The 15,734-nt window shown below is 66.8% G+C and carries 14 protein-coding genes and 1 tRNA gene; 7 read left to right on the forward strand and 8 right to left on the reverse strand.

The genetic code is table 11. From position 1 onward, the window contains the following. The first annotated feature begins 256 nt into the window (after window positions 1-256). Window positions 257-2,278, forward strand: a complete 2,022-nt coding sequence (locus tag ACJ8AN_RS05695) for an ATP-dependent nuclease (protein ID WP_407754209.1) — start codon at window positions 257-259, stop codon at window positions 2,276-2,278. Window positions 2,279-2,297: 19 nt separating this feature from the next. On the opposite strand, the gene ACJ8AN_RS05700 is transcribed toward ACJ8AN_RS05695, so the two are convergent. Continuing rightward, complete coding sequence (locus tag ACJ8AN_RS05700; protein ID WP_407754210.1) at window positions 2,298-2,657, reverse strand: hypothetical protein; 360 nt, start codon at window positions 2,655-2,657, stop codon at window positions 2,298-2,300. A 243-nt stretch (window positions 2,658-2,900) separates the two neighbouring features. Here ACJ8AN_RS05700 and ACJ8AN_RS05705 point away from each other — a divergent pair, with 243 nt between their 5' ends. The 3 genes from ACJ8AN_RS05705 to ACJ8AN_RS05715 all read left to right on the forward strand — a co-directional run bounded on the left by ACJ8AN_RS05705 (window position 2,901) and on the right by ACJ8AN_RS05715 (window position 5,159). Further along, window positions 2,901-3,269: a hypothetical protein gene (locus ACJ8AN_RS05705; protein ID WP_407754211.1), complete on the forward strand. Its 369-nt coding sequence runs from the start codon at window positions 2,901-2,903 to the stop codon at window positions 3,267-3,269. A gap of 627 nt (window positions 3,270-3,896) precedes the next feature. Next, on the forward strand, window positions 3,897-4,688 hold the full coding sequence (locus tag ACJ8AN_RS05710) for a hypothetical protein (protein ID WP_407754212.1): 792 nt from the start codon (window positions 3,897-3,899) through the stop codon (window positions 4,686-4,688). 60 nt (window positions 4,689-4,748) lie between these two features. Beyond that, window positions 4,749-5,159, forward strand: coding sequence for a hypothetical protein (locus tag ACJ8AN_RS05715; RefSeq protein WP_407754213.1), 411 nt, complete (start codon window positions 4,749-4,751; stop codon window positions 5,157-5,159). A gap of 3 nt (window positions 5,160-5,162) precedes the next feature. Here the strand turns inward: ACJ8AN_RS05715 and ACJ8AN_RS05720 are convergent, their stop codons facing one another. Further along, the gene (locus ACJ8AN_RS05720; RefSeq protein ID WP_407754214.1) at window positions 5,163-6,803 is read right to left on the reverse strand and encodes an FAD-binding protein; all 1,641 of its coding nucleotides are present in this window, start codon (window positions 6,801-6,803) and stop codon (window positions 5,163-5,165) included. A gap of 262 nt (window positions 6,804-7,065) precedes the next feature. On the opposite strand from ACJ8AN_RS05720, the gene ACJ8AN_RS05725 reads away from it, so the two are divergent. Then, window positions 7,066-7,368 (forward strand): hypothetical protein, encoded by a 303-nt coding sequence (locus ACJ8AN_RS05725; RefSeq protein WP_407754215.1) that lies wholly within the window; start codon window positions 7,066-7,068, stop codon window positions 7,366-7,368. A gap of 88 nt (window positions 7,369-7,456) precedes the next feature. Here the strand turns inward: ACJ8AN_RS05725 and ACJ8AN_RS05730 are convergent, their stop codons facing one another. From ACJ8AN_RS05730 to ACJ8AN_RS05745, 4 genes are all read right to left on the reverse strand, one after another. Then, window positions 7,457-8,398 carry a hypothetical protein gene (locus tag ACJ8AN_RS05730; RefSeq protein WP_407754216.1) on the reverse strand — a complete coding sequence of 314 codons (942 nt, stop codon included), beginning with the start codon at window positions 8,396-8,398 and terminating at the stop codon, window positions 7,457-7,459. A 210-nt stretch (window positions 8,399-8,608) separates the two neighbouring features. After that, the gene (locus tag ACJ8AN_RS05735) at window positions 8,609-8,746 is read right to left on the reverse strand and encodes a hypothetical protein (RefSeq protein WP_407754217.1); all 138 of its coding nucleotides are present in this window, start codon (window positions 8,744-8,746) and stop codon (window positions 8,609-8,611) included. Between the two features lie 152 nt (window positions 8,747-8,898). Further along, window positions 8,899-9,144 (reverse strand): hypothetical protein, encoded by a 246-nt coding sequence (locus ACJ8AN_RS05740; protein WP_407754218.1) that lies wholly within the window; start codon window positions 9,142-9,144, stop codon window positions 8,899-8,901. Further along, window positions 9,141-10,286 carry a hypothetical protein gene (locus ACJ8AN_RS05745; RefSeq protein WP_407754219.1) on the reverse strand — a complete coding sequence of 382 codons (1,146 nt, stop codon included), beginning with the start codon at window positions 10,284-10,286 and terminating at the stop codon, window positions 9,141-9,143. Before ACJ8AN_RS05745 ends, ACJ8AN_RS05740 begins: the two co-directional genes overlap by 4 nt. A 183-nt stretch (window positions 10,287-10,469) precedes the next feature. Between ACJ8AN_RS05745 and ACJ8AN_RS05750 the strand changes: the two genes are divergently transcribed. Next, the gene (locus ACJ8AN_RS05750) at window positions 10,470-11,534 is read left to right on the forward strand and encodes an SMP-30/gluconolactonase/LRE family protein (protein ID WP_407754220.1); all 1,065 of its coding nucleotides are present in this window, start codon (window positions 10,470-10,472) and stop codon (window positions 11,532-11,534) included. 184 nt (window positions 11,535-11,718) lie between these two features. On the opposite strand, the gene ACJ8AN_RS05755 is transcribed toward ACJ8AN_RS05750, so the two are convergent. Beyond that, on the reverse strand, window positions 11,719-12,729 hold the full coding sequence (locus ACJ8AN_RS05755) for a 3-oxoacyl-ACP synthase III family protein (protein ID WP_407754221.1): 1,011 nt from the start codon (window positions 12,727-12,729) through the stop codon (window positions 11,719-11,721). 156 nt (window positions 12,730-12,885) lie between these two features. Continuing rightward, window positions 12,886-14,994 (reverse strand): elongation factor G, encoded by a 2,109-nt coding sequence (gene fusA / locus ACJ8AN_RS05760; protein ID WP_407754222.1) that lies wholly within the window; start codon window positions 14,992-14,994, stop codon window positions 12,886-12,888. Window positions 14,995-15,615: 621 nt separating this feature from the next. Here fusA and ACJ8AN_RS05765 point away from each other — a divergent pair. Continuing rightward, a tRNA-Pro gene (locus ACJ8AN_RS05765) sits at window positions 15,616-15,689 on the forward strand. The last annotated feature ends 45 nt before the right edge of the window (window positions 15,690-15,734 follow it).

A 15,734-nucleotide genomic window follows, 5' to 3' on the forward strand; every position in this document is an offset into this window, starting at 1 on the left:
TGGCCGGCGAGTGCGGCCGGGCGCCCGCTGGCCAACGCTGGCGGGGAAAACGAGACACCTGGACACCCCATCCCAGAAAAGGATCCACGGAAGTGCGGCTGCGCGTCGGCGCGTGCGGGAGCGGACGCTTCTGCTGCTACTGGGCAGCGGCGAGCCTCTGCCTTTCTGCGCTGGTCCGCAGCTCACAAGGAGGCATCAATTCCGCCTATGCTCTGCTACGGTTCATGGGAATCCGCTGGCTCCTGGGAGGTCAGTTGTGCAGCTCGTAACCGCTGAAGTAGGCCCCTTCAAGTCCATCAACGAACCGCAGACGGTGCATGTCGATCCGTCCGTGACCGTGCTCGTCGGGATGAACGAGGCCGGAAAGACGGTGTGCCTACAGGCGCTTGAGAAGTCAGACGACACCGTTGAACTCGCTGCGTTCGACCCGGTTGAGGACTACCCGCGCAAGGACCTGTCCACCTACCTCAAGCAGCACAAGAGCAAGCCAGCCAGGGTGACGAAGTTCACGTACCGACTCTCCAAGGAAGAGCTGGATGAGTTGAACGGCGACCTGCGGACGAACCTGCGGACGGACTTCGAGTTTTCGATCCTTCGCTTCTACGACAACACACTCACCATAGAGATATCGGTTGACGAGACGCCGGTGCTGGCGAGCCTGCGGGATGAGCCGGGACTTAGCTCCGATGTGAAGGCGGCGTTGGCGTCCATCACCAGGATCCGCGATATCCCAGGAACCCTTACACAGATCGGGCTCACCGAGAAGGATAAGCCGTGGCTCGCTAAGATCCAGCAGCGGATCAACAAGACCAATTGGGACTCCATTGTCGAATGGGAAGTATGGGAGTGGCTCAAGCCTCGCGTGCCGAAGTTTGCCTTCTTCGGGGAATACGAGCTGCTCCCGAGCAAGATAAACCTCGCGGACCTCGCCAATCGGGTTCACCAAGTCCAGACTTGGAAGGCGCAAAACCCCAATCAGTCGGCGCGGCTTGCGCCGAAGGTTCTCGAGTCTCAACACCGTGGCGTGCTGGCCCTACTCCGGATGGCGGACATCTCCGTGGAGGATTTCACGAAGCCAAGTGGGTACGAGTCGCTCAAGGCCCGACTCGAAGCGGTGTCGATTCAGCTTACCGATCAAATCCTCGAGTTCTGGAAGCAGAACGAGGACCTTGAGGTCGAGGTAGACATCAAGGCGGACCCGAACGACGTGGCGCCCTTCAACAATGGGCCGAACTTGTACCTCCGGATCAAGAACCGACGCCACCGGGGAGTCAGTACGCCCTTCCGTCAGCGAAGCCGGGGCTTCACGTGGTTTTTCAGCTTTCTGGTATGGTTCGACAGCGTTCAGCATCAGCTTGAGGCGGACCGTGAGCTACGAGCGCGTGACCTGATCCTGCTGCTCGATGAGCCTGGTCTGAATCTCCACGCGCTCGCCCAGGCTGACTTCCTTCGGTACATCGACGACCTCGCGAATAAGCATCAGGTCCTCTACACTACGCACTCGCCCTTCATGATACACACTGACCGTCTTCATCAGGTTCGGGTGGTCGAGGATCGCGTGAAGGTCGGCACGGTCATCTCAGATACCGTGAGCAGCTCTGATCCTCGAACGATTTTCCCGCTTCAGGCCGCGCTCGGCTGGACCCTGGCGCAGAACTTGTTCATCTCGGAGCGGAACCTACTCGTTGAGGGGCCTTCTGACCTCCTGTATCTCAAGGCGCTGTCGTCGATCATAGAGGCCCAGGGCAGAGTTGGCCTTCGCGAGGAAATTACTATCGTTCCGGCGGGTGGACTCGACAAGGTGGTGACCTTTATCGCACTTCTCGGTGCCAGTGGGCTCAAGTTGGCGGTCCTTCATGATTACCAAGGACGGCCAGAGCAGAAGCTCGAAGACCTCGTGAGGCAGAAGCTGATCTCACCGAAGGCAGTCCTCGACGCATCGCAGTTCCGCGACCTCGCGAGCTTGGGTAAGAGCTGGCGGCCCTCGGATACCGAGGATCTGCTGTCGCCTAGCCTCTACCTGGACTACTTCAGCAGGACGTTCGAGAAGCAGCTCGGCGGTAAGAAGGTCACCGAGACGGACTTGCCGCCCGGAGACCGAATTCTCCATCGCATCGAGCGCTACCTCGCCGACGCCGGCACACTTCTTCGCCCCAGTGGGGGATTCAACCACTATGCCGTTGCCTCTAAGTTCGTGAGCGAGCCGCCAGCGAGCGTCGATCCTGACACGCTCGCCCGGTTCGAGGCGCTATTCCGCGCCGTCAACACCTTGCTCTGATGTGAAGTCTCGCGGCGCCTCAGACCGCCGAGGGGCTTGCGCCCGCTTCCAACCGGTCGCGGGAGAGGACGCGGTCGGGGTGCTCTTCCACCACCAGGTCCTTGATTTCGGAGCGGCGGGGGAAGACGGCGACCTGGTCGCCGTTGTCGAGGCGTGCGGGGAAGCGGGCCCTGTCCTTGCGGGCGAGCGTTACGAGGACGCGGCCGCCGAGGCCGACTTCCTCCTCGATGCTCTCGAGGTCGAGGAAGGAGAGGCCCTGCTCGGCGCGCTGCTGGAGGGACATGCCCTCGGCGAGGGCTTCCATGCGAGCGCGCTCGGCCTCGCGCTCGAGGGCGAGGAGGCGGCCAAGGGAGTCGAAGAAGGAGACGTCGCGAGGCATGGGGGTGGTTTATGCCACGCGGCGGGCCCTCGCAGCCGGGCGAGTGTGTCCGGGCGCTTGCTGGCCAACGCTGGCGGGGAGGAGACCAGACACCTGGTCACAGCGGGGAAGGAGGATGGCAGTGAGCCGAAACGAAGGCACATCAGGGTGGGGGCGCGTTTCGGACTGGCATCGACGCGACGCGCGAGGGGCCTCATGGAGTAGCGTGGTGCTACCGTCAACCACCATGAGAGCCATTCTCTAATGAAATTCTTCATCATCGCGGGTGACGGGCTGCCGTCCGCATCTGACTTCGCGGCCCACCTGAACGCTCGATGGCCCGGTGCCACGGTGAAGCAAATCTCCAATCCTGAGAGGAGCTACGTTTTGGAGTTCAGTGTTGCCATGGCTGATTCACGATTGGAGGGTTTGCTTCACAGGACGAAGGGTTCCATTACATTTGAAGGTGTCCCCCTTCGGGAAATGTCGGAATTCGTCCAATGGTGCCGCTCCCTCGTACCCGCTCACCTGCCTCTACTTTTCTGCGATGAGGGTATGAGTGGAGAAGTGAAGGTGACCCCGGCAATGACCGCAGCGGAAATCCTTGAGGCTTTCTATTCGAGTGGAGGGTGAGCCTCCTCGTAGAAGGAGAGTGGTGTATTTGATCTGTCTGGGAAGGTGTTCAGACAACGCGTACAGCATGGCTTCACGGCTACGGCGACGGGACCTGGGCGTTCTTCCAGTCCCACGGTGGAATCCACGCGCACTCGACCCATCCGTTCTTCAGGGCCTCCTCACGCCCAGGGTGACCAGAGGCAGGGCCCGGAGCCCGGGGAGCATCGAGGCGGCGGGCGAAGAAGTTTCGGCCCGCCCTTGACGGAGCGGTCTTGAACTTCAACAAGCGATGCTGGCCCCCAGCTTCTTTGAGATCGGCATTCAAGAAATGGCTATTCACGGGAGGCCCGTAGTCAATGCCGTGTTGCCGGCACCACTCCGTGATGTCCGTCGCGCTTACGAGTCCGCCGGGCTGGAGCTCCAGCGCCTGGACTGCCTTCACAAGTAGGTCAGCCGTCATGATCGTCATGGATTCCTCCTCCAAGGACCACATATCAGCGAACGGAGGTGTTTAAAGGAGGTCGAGAGTGCACCTGGGGGGTAGGAAACCCCCGAGGCACCGGGCAACTCCTGGATCGACGGCTCGGATCCATGCGAACAACGGCCCAGGCCACTGGCGGACCGGGAGGCCTGGGAGGAGCGCGCATGGACGACGAGAGGAAGTGGGAGGAGCGGACGCACCTGGGGCCCTACCAGCTCAAGGAGCAGCTGCCCCAGTCCCCTGACAGCCCGGGGGAACTCTACGTGGCCACGCATGAGAAGAGCGGGGCCACGGCCCTGGTGCTCAAGCCCGCCGCCGACGAGGACTCGGCACCCACGACGGACTTCCGGGTGCACGTCATCTCCTCGGAAGTGCCGAGCTACATCGCTCTGGAGGTAGAAGACTCGCGCAGGGCGAGGGCCCGCGGCAGGCACTCGGCGGAGTCGCTGATGAGCCTGCTCGAGGAGGTTCGCGAGGGCTTGCGGCGTATGGCCCGCGCCCTGGATGATCCCGAGGAGCCGCGCTTCCCATGGCGCCTGGGGCTGGCGTTGGCGGGCACTGCCGCGGTGTGTGCCCTCTTCTTTGCGCTGGGGCGTCTGTCCCCCGAGTCCCCTCCGCCGAGCGGCCCGGAACTCCTGGCGAACACCCCACTCGCGCCCACGAGCGACGAGGTGTCCATTGAGGAAGCGGTGCCAGACATGCCCACCCATGAGGGGCTCGCGGACACCGTGGACGCTGGGACGTCCGGGGTCACCCGTCCGTTGCCGAGCGGGCCCTTCAAGGGGCAGAAGCGCCCTCCGTGTAAACGCCCCAGCGAGGTTGAGCTCGTCGGCGGCTGCTGGATGGCGCACGAGCTCAAGGCTCCGTGCCCGGAGGATCTCTACGAATTCCAGGGTAAGTGCTACGTGCCCGCCGTCAGCGCGAAGTCGGCGCCCCCGCAGTCGGTCGATCAGTGAGTGGCGCGGGGCCCTTCGCTCAGGGCCTCGCCCGGAAAGGCGTCAAAGGGAGACAGGGTGATGAAGGATGAAGAGTTGCTGGGGAAGGCGCTGCACGTGGCGAAGGAAGCGGGCCTGCTCCTGCTCCGCAAACAGGGCACGGTGCTCCCGTTCGCGCTGACCCTCGACCCGGCGGGCGACAACCCCAGAACCTATTTTCCCCGGGACCAACTGCCGCGCGCCTCCTGGGACGAACTGCTCGACGCCAGCATCGCGCATCTCGAGCGCAGCATTGGCTCGGGCGGTGTGGGGGCAATCGCACTCGTCACCACGCTCGACTCCGGAAGCGAGTCCGGCCTCGGCGTCCAGGTCGAGACTCGCGCCTCCTCGCTATTCCTGGTGTACCCCTACCGCGGAACCGGGCAGAGCCGGAGCCTCGGGGAGCCCCAGACGGCGGAGGGGTTGCTCGTGGGACCCCTCCTGGCCGAATAGGTCTCACGCGGTGCGCTTGGCTTGTCCCGTCGCCGCGGACCCCATCGAAATGCCCAGGCGCGTGGTGAAGCTGTTGTCGAACATGCCGGTGGAGTTGAGCTGGCGGTAGACGGACAGCCACTGCGCGTATTGGGGATACATCATCGGAATCTGGCCCCCCTGGAGCGTGTCCAACTCCAATCCCCAATGGACGCGCACGTCCTTCTCGGCACACATGAGCTGCTCGATGGCCTTGAGCAGGTTCATGCCGTTCCTCGTGCCGTTGAGCATGTCCAATTCAGCCATGCAGGTGACGCGGCCGTACTGGGGCGCCAGGTAGGCCTGCGCCGGCGCGGTGAAGCGGATGCCGATGGGGCCCGACTGGTACCAGTTGTGCGCCTTCGCGTACTCGGCGAACAGCGCGAGGAGCTGGTCGATGGAGGCGACGAACCGGGTGGCGTCGAAGGAGAGCTCGATGGCGTAGGCGCTGGCCTCGTTGGCGGCGCCGAGGTTGAGGACCTTGTAACTCTTGTCGATGTAGTTGGAGTCCTTCAGCGTCTCGAGCGCCGTGTCCACCAGGTGCGGGACCATGTGAGGGAAGGCGTTGATGAGCGAGACGAGCGTCTCCTCGATGAGCGGTATCTGTGCCAGGAGCCCGGAGATCCAGTTGGAGAAGCCTCGGCTTCCGGAGGTGGGACCGGTGTGGAGAGCCCTCGTGACGACGACGCACGTGTGCGCGCCCTCCACCGCATAGGGATTGACGTCGATCTCGAAGTGCCGGTGGGCGGTGATGAGGGAGGGTAGCTGTCCCGGTGGCGCGTCGAGCAGCTGCGGCTTGAGCTTCTCCCAGGTGGTGAGCGTGCGGTTCTCCACGAGGTGGTACGCGGGCATGACCTCCAGCGTGTACGCGTAGATGAGGCCCATGCAGCCCATGGCGACCACGTTGGATTGGAACCAGTCGTCGTCCTGCTTGAGGATGATGCCCGGATATCTGGCGGCGAACTTCACCGGGTCGGAGATGCCGTTGCGGGGCTCGAGCTGGTAGACGATTCCGCTCTCGGTGACGAGGACGAGCGAGCGCACGCAGCTGGCGATGGGGCCCAGGGCCGCGCCCGTGCCATGGGTTCCGGTGGAGATGGCTCCGGCGAGCGTCTGGGCGTCGTAGGCGCCCATGTTGATCAGCGCCAGTCCCACGGAGTCGAGCGCGTGGTTGAGGTTGGCGATGGTGATGCCACTCTGCACCGGGAAGAGAGTCCTGGCCGCCGAGGGATCCTTGAGCACCGAGGCGTCGAGTTGCAGCACCTGGTTCATCCCGTGCGGATCCAGGAGCAGTCCGTCCGTGACGGCGACATCCGAGTACGAGTGTCCCGAGCCCACGGCCCGGACGGTCCGCTTGCCGCGCGCCTGGGTGACGGCGTCGAGCAGGTCCTGGAGGGACGAGGGGCGGAGGATGGCCGCGGGCGTACAGACCTGGTTGCCAATGCAGTTCGACCAGGTGCCATCCTTCGAAGAGGACGTGGCCTCTTGCGGGAAGGGGAGCAACGTCTGCGCGGCCTGGATGAACTCGCGGGGGTTGCTCCGCAGGAGGGCTCCTGCCTCGAGGATGAGCCCTTCATTGTGTGGATCGCGCATCATGCGCTGGAGCAGCCCGACGCTGGACGACATGGATTTCCCCTGGGAGGCGGACGGAACGATGCGGGCGCTGGCGAGTGCGCCCGAGGCCGGAGCATGGCACAGGCCGGTTCCGGCTGGCACCTACGCCAGGTCCGCGGAGCCGCGCCGGAGCGGGCCAGCCCGAGCCGCACCCGGCCTCGAGCGGCGGTGGGGTGTGTCAACGGTTGAATCCCCGCCTGGGGAGCGCTCTCCCCGCCCGGCACCGGCTCCAGCTATAGACCGCGATGCAGTGACACAAGGGGGGTCCTACAATGTGCATCAGGTGCTCGCTCGGGCGTTCCATCCCTACTACGGCACCAAGGACGAGAACTTCAGCACGAATGACTGCATCGGCGGCTGGCGGCTGTGCAGCCCGAAGGCCGTCTATGACACGGCGGGCAGCGGCGGCCCGTGGGGCGTGGCCAGATCGGGCGCGGGAGCATTCTACGGCGGCTACCTGAACAATTGCCCGCTCACCAGCGACAGCGCTTCCGGGTGGGGAATCGGGCTGAACGCCAGTTGGAGCTACGGGGACTCGGGGGTCAGGTCCGGACACCCCAAGGGCTCGACTCAATAACGCGGCACGGTGGGCTTTTCCGTGAGCGCGGACTCTGGAGGGGCGGCGTGGGAGCCGCCCCTCGGGAGTGTCATCCGTTGCCGCCGTCTCAGGGAGCGCTGGTCGACAGGTTGGGCATGGCGATCCAGCCGTAGTGGCCGGACTGGACATACCCATACAGGAAGTCGAGGGTGCGCGAGACCTTCACCGCGCTGCCGCTGCTGCAGTCATAGAGCGGCATCGAGACGGAGTGCTGAATCTGGGCGCGCTTGAAGTTGAGCCCGGTGTTGTTCGGGTAGACGGCCTTCGTCGGCGAGCCCTTCCCGGGCAGGTTGGTGATGAGGTTGATGCGGCCATTGCGCCCCAGGTAGTGCTCGGCCATGTTGTTGGCGGGGCAATCGCTGGTCACGTGCAGGTCCAGGTAGGGCGTGTTGTTCGAGGGGATGATGTACCAATCGCTGTACGTCCCGCCCGGATTCGGCGCCGGCCGGTAGTTGGCGTCCAGCCAGTTCATGACGTTGGTGTAGCCCGCGTCCAGCGTCTCGGGGCGGATCCACCCGCTGACGGCGCCAGCGCTGGTCGGGACCGAGAAGCCCATGGCCAGGTAGTTGGCGGAGACCGTGGAGATGGTCTTCTTCGTCCCGAGGTTGATGCGCAGCTTCGTCCCGGTGGGCACGCTGCCGAGCACGTTGCCCAGGCTGTCGTAGACGAACGTGGGCGTGATGGTCGTGAACCAGTACGTCTTCGAGTTCCGGTTGCACATGCGCGGGCGGGGATCGCACTTCATTCCGCCGAGCTCGCAGTTGTTGGGGCTGTTGAGGGTGTCCGTGCCGGGGTCGCCGGTGCCGCACGCGGCGGAGTCCGCCACGGTGCACGGGTTGGCGGCCCAGTCCGCCGTACATTCACCATCCAGCAAATCCTGCTCGGAGGAGGCGAGCGCGTCCTGGTCCTGGTCGCCCGTGGCCACCACGGGCTGCGTCACTTCCGCGGCGCCGCAGGCCGTGAGCAGGGAGACGAGGAGGCCAAATCCCCAACGGCGCGAAGAAGACATCAGGCTTTGTGCGACGGATGGCATGGTGTCGGATCCTTTCGGGTAAGGCGTCGAGCAGGGGCGAATCATGCAATACCGGAAATCCATTCGCAAGCCGTACAAAGAGAAAATGAGAAACCCCCTTTCCAGGCCGGGGGTTCATGCCACGCGGAGCGCTTCGGGTGCGCGCCGGCCTGCCAGTGGAGGCGGCCGGCGCGGGTCACCCACGGCTCAAGGGGTCGCGGTGGCCGTGCGGCGCTGCGCTTCGCGGAAGTAGAAGACCTTGTCCTCCGTCGAGGCCCAGGACAAGCCGCTCTCGGGCGTCAACGCACCCGAGGACTTGATGCACGCATCCAGCAACTCCCACACCTGCGACTCGCGGAACAGCTGCGGCCGGGTGCGCTGGCACAGGGGGATGATCTGCTCTTAGCCGTGCTCGGCCAGGGTGCTGGCGGGGCAATCGCTGGTCACGTTGCCCGGGCCGCCGGCTGAATCAGGCCACCTGTGGCACGGAACGGAGCCTACGAGGCGAGTGTGCTCCCCTTCGCGAGCGCCCGCCGGCGGAGGGCGAGGTCCGCCAGGCCCGCCAGCAACAGGACCGGGGCCAGCAGCACGGCGCTGAACCAGCTCAGCGTATAGGCAATGCCGAGCACGAGGCTGGAGCCTCCTCCCTCCAGTGTGCCGGACAGCAGGCCCACGGCCTCGCGGCCACCGGACAGGTGCAGCAGCAGGAAGAGCGCGGTCACCACGAGTGCGGCGCGGATCATCGGTGTGCCTCCTTCGCGCGGGGCTCCAGCGCGCGTTGCCAGAGTGGACCTTCCACCAGCGAGTACAGCAGCACGGCATCGGCGAGCGGATTGCCCGCGGCGAAGCGCAGGCCCGTGTCGTCCGTGACGGGGAACGCGGCGAAGCGCAGGCTCGTCACGAGCCCCTCGAGCAAGGACTCATCATCGAAGGCCGCCGCGCCCACCAGCGCGAGCCCGCTCGAGCCCGCGTTCGCGTGCACCCACGGAATGGTCGGTCCCGAGTCGATGTCCTCGTAGCGCGACGAGGACTCGGGCCACTCCGCCGCCCAGGCGAAGCCGAACAGCTCTCCCATGAGCTCTCGGCGGGCGCGCTGGTACTGGTCTTGTGCGAAGTCCGGGTCGACCACCTGGAGCATGTGCGCGGCGAGCCACAGCGTGGAGCCCTCCGGCCCATCGCGCGTGGTGCCATGGAAGGTGAAGCTCGACACGAGCAGGCCGGTGCGCGCATCCATCAGGTGCTCGCGCGCCGACTCCAGCCAGCGCCGCCGCAGCTCCGAGTGGTCCCGTCCATCGGCGGTGTCGGAGAGGCGGAGCGCCGCGAGCGCGACGGTATTGCAGAAGGTCCATCCCTCGTCGGGGTAGCTCTCGGCGGCGAGCACGGGGGCGCGCTCGAGCTGGCCCGTGACGGTGTCGATGCGCTCGCGCAGGAGCGGTGCGAGGTCCGCCCGGGGCTCCACGAGCTGACGGGCGGCGAGCATGAGGGCGAGCTCCCCGTCGATGAAGAGGCTGCGCCCGCGCACGTCGTGGAAAGGCGCGCGGTGTACGTAGGGCAGGAGGAACACGTCATCGGCGAGGCGCTCGTCGCGAAGCGTGCGGGAGAGCAGGGTGTCGATGACGGCGAGGTGCTCCGCCTTCCGTTCGGGCTCCTTCAGCGCGAGGTTCGCGAAGGAGAGCACGGAGAAGGTGCGGGCCATCAGGTCCCATTCGGGGTTGTTGCGGCGGAGCAGGACACGCTCGGGGCCCTCGTCCCGCAGGGCGAGCTCGCGCAGCCGGGCGGCGAGGTCGGGCGCGAGCTCGCGGGGATCCCCAGGCCGGAACGCGAGATGAATCATCGGCAGCCACACCGCCGTGGCCAGCAGGAGCAGCAGGAGTTTGCGTCGCATGTCTCGACTATCGAGCGGCCCGTACCGGGGTGGTGGGCGGGGCGGGTGAGTGGTCGCGAACCGGCGGCGAGCGGTCGATGCGCCATGTGTGGCCTTTGTCGCGGACCTCTCCGAAGGAGTGGCGAAGGCAGTGGCGCTCCTGCATCTTGCCGAGCCCTCATTTCCACCCCGGAGGCCCTCGTCATGCGTCCGCTTCTTCTGGCTGTCACCGCACTGGCCCTGGCGGCCTGTGTCCGAAACGCTCCCGCTCCCGGAGCCAGCGATCCCTCGGCGGGAAACAAGTCCCCGGGCCTCGAGCTCGTGGCCCGGTCTTCGCGCCAGTGGACGGGAATCGCCGTCTCGAAGGACAACCGCGTCTTCGTCAACTTCCCCCGCTGGTCCGAGGACGTCCCCGTCTCCGTGGCCGAGTTGAAGAACGGGGAGGTCACCCCCTGGCCCGATGCCTCCTGGAACGAGTGGAAGCCGGGCGCGGCCGAGCAGAACCACTTCGTCGCGGTGCAGAGCGTGGTGATCGACGACAAGGACCGGCTCTGGGTGGTGGACACCGGCAACCCCAGGTTCAAGGGCGTCATCGCGACGCCCCGGCTCCTCCAGTTCGAGCTCTCCAGCGGACGGCTGGTGCGCGGCTACCCCTTCCCGCCCGAGGTGTCCTCGGGTGACAGCTACCTCAACGATGTCCGCGTCGACACGGAGCGCGAGATCGCCTACCTCACCGACTCGCAGGCCGGCGGGCTGGTGGTCCTCGACTTGAAGAGCGGCACCGCGCGCAAGGTGCTGAAGGACCATCCCTCCACCCACGCCGAGGACAACCACCTGTGGGTGCTGGGCCGCCGCATCGACCGGTCGATCCAGTCCGATGGAATCGCGCTCAGCCCGGATCGCAAGACGCTCTACTGGTCCGTGCTCACGGGCCACTCCCTCTGGAGCATTCCCACCGAGGCGCTGCTCGACACGAAGCTCGACGAGACGTTGCTCGCCGGCCGGGTGGAGCGGCTTCACACCATCGTGGCCACCGATGGAATCCTCTTCGACAGCACCGGGGTGCTCTGGCTCGGAGGCCTGGAGGATGGCTCCCTCTGCCGCTACGTGCCCGGCGGCGCCTACGAGCAGGTCATGCATGATCCCCGCCTGCTCTGGCCAGACAGCTTCGCGCAGGGCCCCCAGGGGTGGATCTACGTCACCACCACGCAGCTCCACCTGCCGCCCGCCGAGCGCGGCCCCTACGGCATCTACCGCTTCCAACCCTGAGCACGGGGCGTGAAGCGCTTCACAGGAAGCCTGTGAGCAGCAGCGCATCCCATGAATCGCGACAAGGGTGGTTTGGAATCACAGCGCCCACCCCCTGCATGGAAGACGCAATGAGAGGGGCCCATCGGCCGATGCAGCTCAGCGAGCTGGAGCCTTTCGGAAATCTTCCCGCCGGGCGATTCGATTATTCGCGGTGACGCTCGAGCAGGGCGCCGGCCCAGGTGAGGCCACTGCCCACCACGGCGAGCGCCACGGCGTCTCCTAGCTGGGGGTTGTCCCAGTGCTCCGAGAGCACCGTGGGCGCCCCCGAGGCTCCGCAGTTGCCACGGCGGTCCACGTTGAAGAAGTGGCGCGCGTCGGAGACCTCGGTGCGCCGCTGCACCGACTCGAGCATGCGCAGGTTGGCCTGGTGGCCGATGAGGCTCAGCCCGTCCGGAGTGCGCCCCGGGGCGGCCGCGAGGTAGTACCCGCGCAGGGTGTGGAAGGTCTCGCTCGCGCGCTTGATGGCGAAGGTCTGCACCGCCGCGCCCTGCTGGGTGAAGTGGCCGGCACGAGGCACCTTCACCTTGTCCGCGCCCGCGGGGTCGCCCCCGAGCAGCGTCTGCGTGATGCGCCAGGGGCCGGGGATGCGTGGACTGAGCAGCGCGGCGCTGGTGCCATCGCCCCACAGCACGCAGCTGGAGCGGTCCGAATAGTCCACCACGCGGGTGGAGTTCTCCGGGTTCACCACGAGGATGAAGTCCGGCAGGCGCTCGGGCCGCATGCTGGCGAGGAAGTGCAGCTGCGCGCAGAAGGAGGAGCACGCCGCGTTGATGTCCAGCGAGGGCGCGTCGATGTCCATCGCCTCGGCGATGCGGCAGGCCTCCGCCGGGATGCACTCGTCGGGCGAGCAGCCGCCGGACACCACCATCCCCACGTCCTTCACGCTCCGTCCCGCGCGCTCGAGCGCCATCAACGCCGCGCGCCTGCCCGTCTCCGCGTTGGAGTACAGGGCCGCCTCCAGGGCTCCGCGCACGTCGCGGTTGCGCGTCTCGCGGATGTAGTCGAGCGGCAGCACCGTGTGCCGGGTGCGGATGCCCACCCGTTCGACAATCCACGTGTCATCCGTCTCCAGGCCGATGTCCTGAAGGAACGCGTTGGTGATGAGGTTCTCCGGATGGAAGTGACCGAGCGCGTGAAGGAACATGCGTCCCATCTACCGGTGCCACGTCATCGCTCTGACACGGCCGGAGGAATTTCTCACGGCGCTCCGGCGTGACGCGGTGCTCCGGCCTGACGCGGTGCGTGGTCGTCACGAACGCATGACGGACGCGGGGCCCCGGGGCCAGACGACCCCGGGACCCTGTCCCCACTATGCCTGCTGCGCCGCGAGCACCGACGCCTGGAGCGTGTCGGGTACCGGCTCATACGTGTCCAGCCGCAGGGTGGCCGAGGCGCGTCCCTGCGTACGGCCGCGCAGGCTCGTCACGTAGCCGAAGAGGCTGGCCATGGGCACCCGCGCCGAGACGCGACGCACCGTGCCATGGCCCTCCATCCCCCGCACACGCCCGCGCCGGGAGGACAGGTCCCCGAGCACGTCGCCCAGGAACTCCTCCGGCGTGGTGACCTCCACGTCCATCACGGGCTCCAGCAACTGCACGCCCGCGCGCCGGGTCGCCTCCTGGAAGGCCAGCGAGCCCGCCATCGTGAACGCCTGCGGCGTGGAGTCCCGCACGTGCGTGCTCCCGTCGACCAGACGCACCTCCACGTCCACCATCGGATGGCCCGACAGCACGCCCTTCTGCATGGCGCCGGCCACGCCCTTCTCGATGGCGGGGACGAGCTCCTTGGGGATGACACCCCCATGCGTCTCATCCACGAAGACGAGCCCCGAGCCTCGCGGCGCGGGTCCCACCTCGAGCACCACATGCGCGTACTGCCCCGGCCCGCCGGTCTGCCGGACGTGGCGGTACTCCTGGCGCACCTGCTGACGCAGCGTCTCGCGCCAGGCCACCTTGGGCTGGCCCACCCGGGCCTCCACGCCGTACTCGGTTCTCAATCGGTCCACGATGATCTCCAGGTGCAGCTCTCCCATGCCGGACAGCAGCTGCTGACCGGTCTCGGGGTCCACCTCCACTCGGAGGGACGGATCCTCCGCGGCCAGGCGCGTCAGTCCCTCCTCCATCTTCTGCTGGTCCGCGCGAGAGCGGGCCTCGATGGCGAGCTGGATGACGGGCTCGGGGAAGCGGAGCGTCTCCAACACCACCGGAGCCTCCGGAGCGCACAGCGTGTCGCCCGTGCGCACCCCTCGCAGGTTCAGCGCCGCGCAGATGTCACCGGCGTGCACCTCGTCCACCTCCTCGCGCTTGTTGGCATGCATGAACATGAGCCGTCCCACGCGCTCGCGGCGCTGCTGGCGGGTGTTGAGCACGGCCATGCCCGTGCGCAGCGTGCCCGAGTACACCCGGAGGAACACGATGGTGCCCACGGCCTTGTCGTGCATGAGCTTGAAGACGAGCGCGCACAGCGGCTCCTCGTCCCCGGCCGCACGGGTGACCCGCACCTGTGCCCCAGGAGTCACGCCCTCGGCCGCCGGAAGGTCCGACGGCGCGGGCAGGTAGTTGATGATTCCATCCAGCAGCATTCGCACACCCTTGTTCTTGAAAGCCGCTCCGCACAGCACCGGCACCAGCTGTCGCTGGACGGTGCCCGTGCGCAGCGCACGCTCCAACTCCTCCACGGTGAGGTCCGCCAGCCGCCCCTCCACGTACTTCTGGAGGACGGTGCCATCCACCTCGGCGCACGCCTCGATGAGGCGCAGGCGCAGCGCTTCCGCCTCCGCCCGCAGGGACGCGGGAATCTCCCGGCCCTCGGTGGCCTCGCCCGTCTCCTCGTCGAAGAAGAAGGCGCGCATGCGCGGCAGGTCCACGAGCCCCTGGAACTCCAGGCCCGCCCCGATGGGCAGCTGCACCGGCACCGGGTTGGCCCCCAGCCGCTGACGGATGGAGTCCACGCACATGGAGAAGTCCGCGCCCACCTTGTCCATCTTGTTGAGGAAGGCGATGCGCGGCACCCCATGCCGGTCGGCCTGGTGCCACACCGTCTCGGACTGGGGCTCCACGCCCTGGCTGGCGTCGAACACCGCCACCGCTCCGTCGAGCACGCGCAAGCTGCGCTCCACCTCGATGGTGAAGTCCACGTGGCCCGGCGTGTCCAGGATGTTGATGCGGTGCGGGAGGCCCGCGAAGGGTCCCCGCATCGGCTTCCAGCTGGCGGTGGTGGCCGCCGAGGTGATGGTGATGCCGCGCAGCTTCTCCTGCTCCATCCAGTCCAGCTCGGTGGAGCCGGTGTGCACCTCGCCCATGGCGTGGATGCGGCCGGTGAAGAAGAGGATGCGCTCGGTGAGCGTCGTCTTGCCCGCGTCGATGTGGGCCATGATGCCGATGTTGCGGTAGCGCTCGATCCGGGTGGTGCGAGACATGAAAGACTCCCATTCCCGCCGGGTGGAGGCACCCGCGGGTTGAAGACAGACACACTGGTTGATGAGGGAAGGGGGCCAGGGGGTGCCGGCGCGCGCACGCATGCCCGGGAGCGGCCCCTCAGGGACGCTCAGGACGGCGCGAGGACACACGAAGGCCCGACGAGCAGAGCCGTGGCGGAACCGAACCCCTGCGGTACACGGGAACCAGCCAACCCGCGCACCAGGGAACCCCGGTCCGCCTGCTCAAATGTCGAGCAGCACCTTGTGGCGGGAGCCGAGACGCACGTCCGCCATCGGCGCGAGCTCGCGCACGGACGGCACACCCAGAATGGTGGAGACGGGCCTCATGACGGGAACATATTTAAAGCATCAGCGCGGATTGTCAACCTTGAGCAGACATTGAGCCGTGGCGGACGCCGGGACGTCATTGGAGACTGCTCGCCGCATGTCCCTCTGACGCGGGCGCTCGACCTGGCCGAGCCGCCCGAGTCCGTGAAGGAGTGACGCGGGCTCCACCGGAAGATACCGCGTCAGGATTGCGCGGCCCCGGCGTCTCTTCTCGATGAAAGGCACGGGCGCCCGAGAGGGTGCTCCGCCTCTCGAAGTTCCAGCCGTCTTTTTCTGGGTGTAGCTCAACTTGGTGGAGCGCGCGGTTCGGGTCCGCGAGGCCGCAGGTTCAAATCCTGTCACCCAGACATCTTCAGGGGTCGTCGCTCAGCCTGGCCGCGGCCAGCCCCCAG

The organism is Archangium sp. (genome assembly GCF_045802675.1).
In the GTDB taxonomy this organism is placed as follows: domain Bacteria; phylum Myxococcota; class Myxococcia; order Myxococcales; family Myxococcaceae; genus Archangium.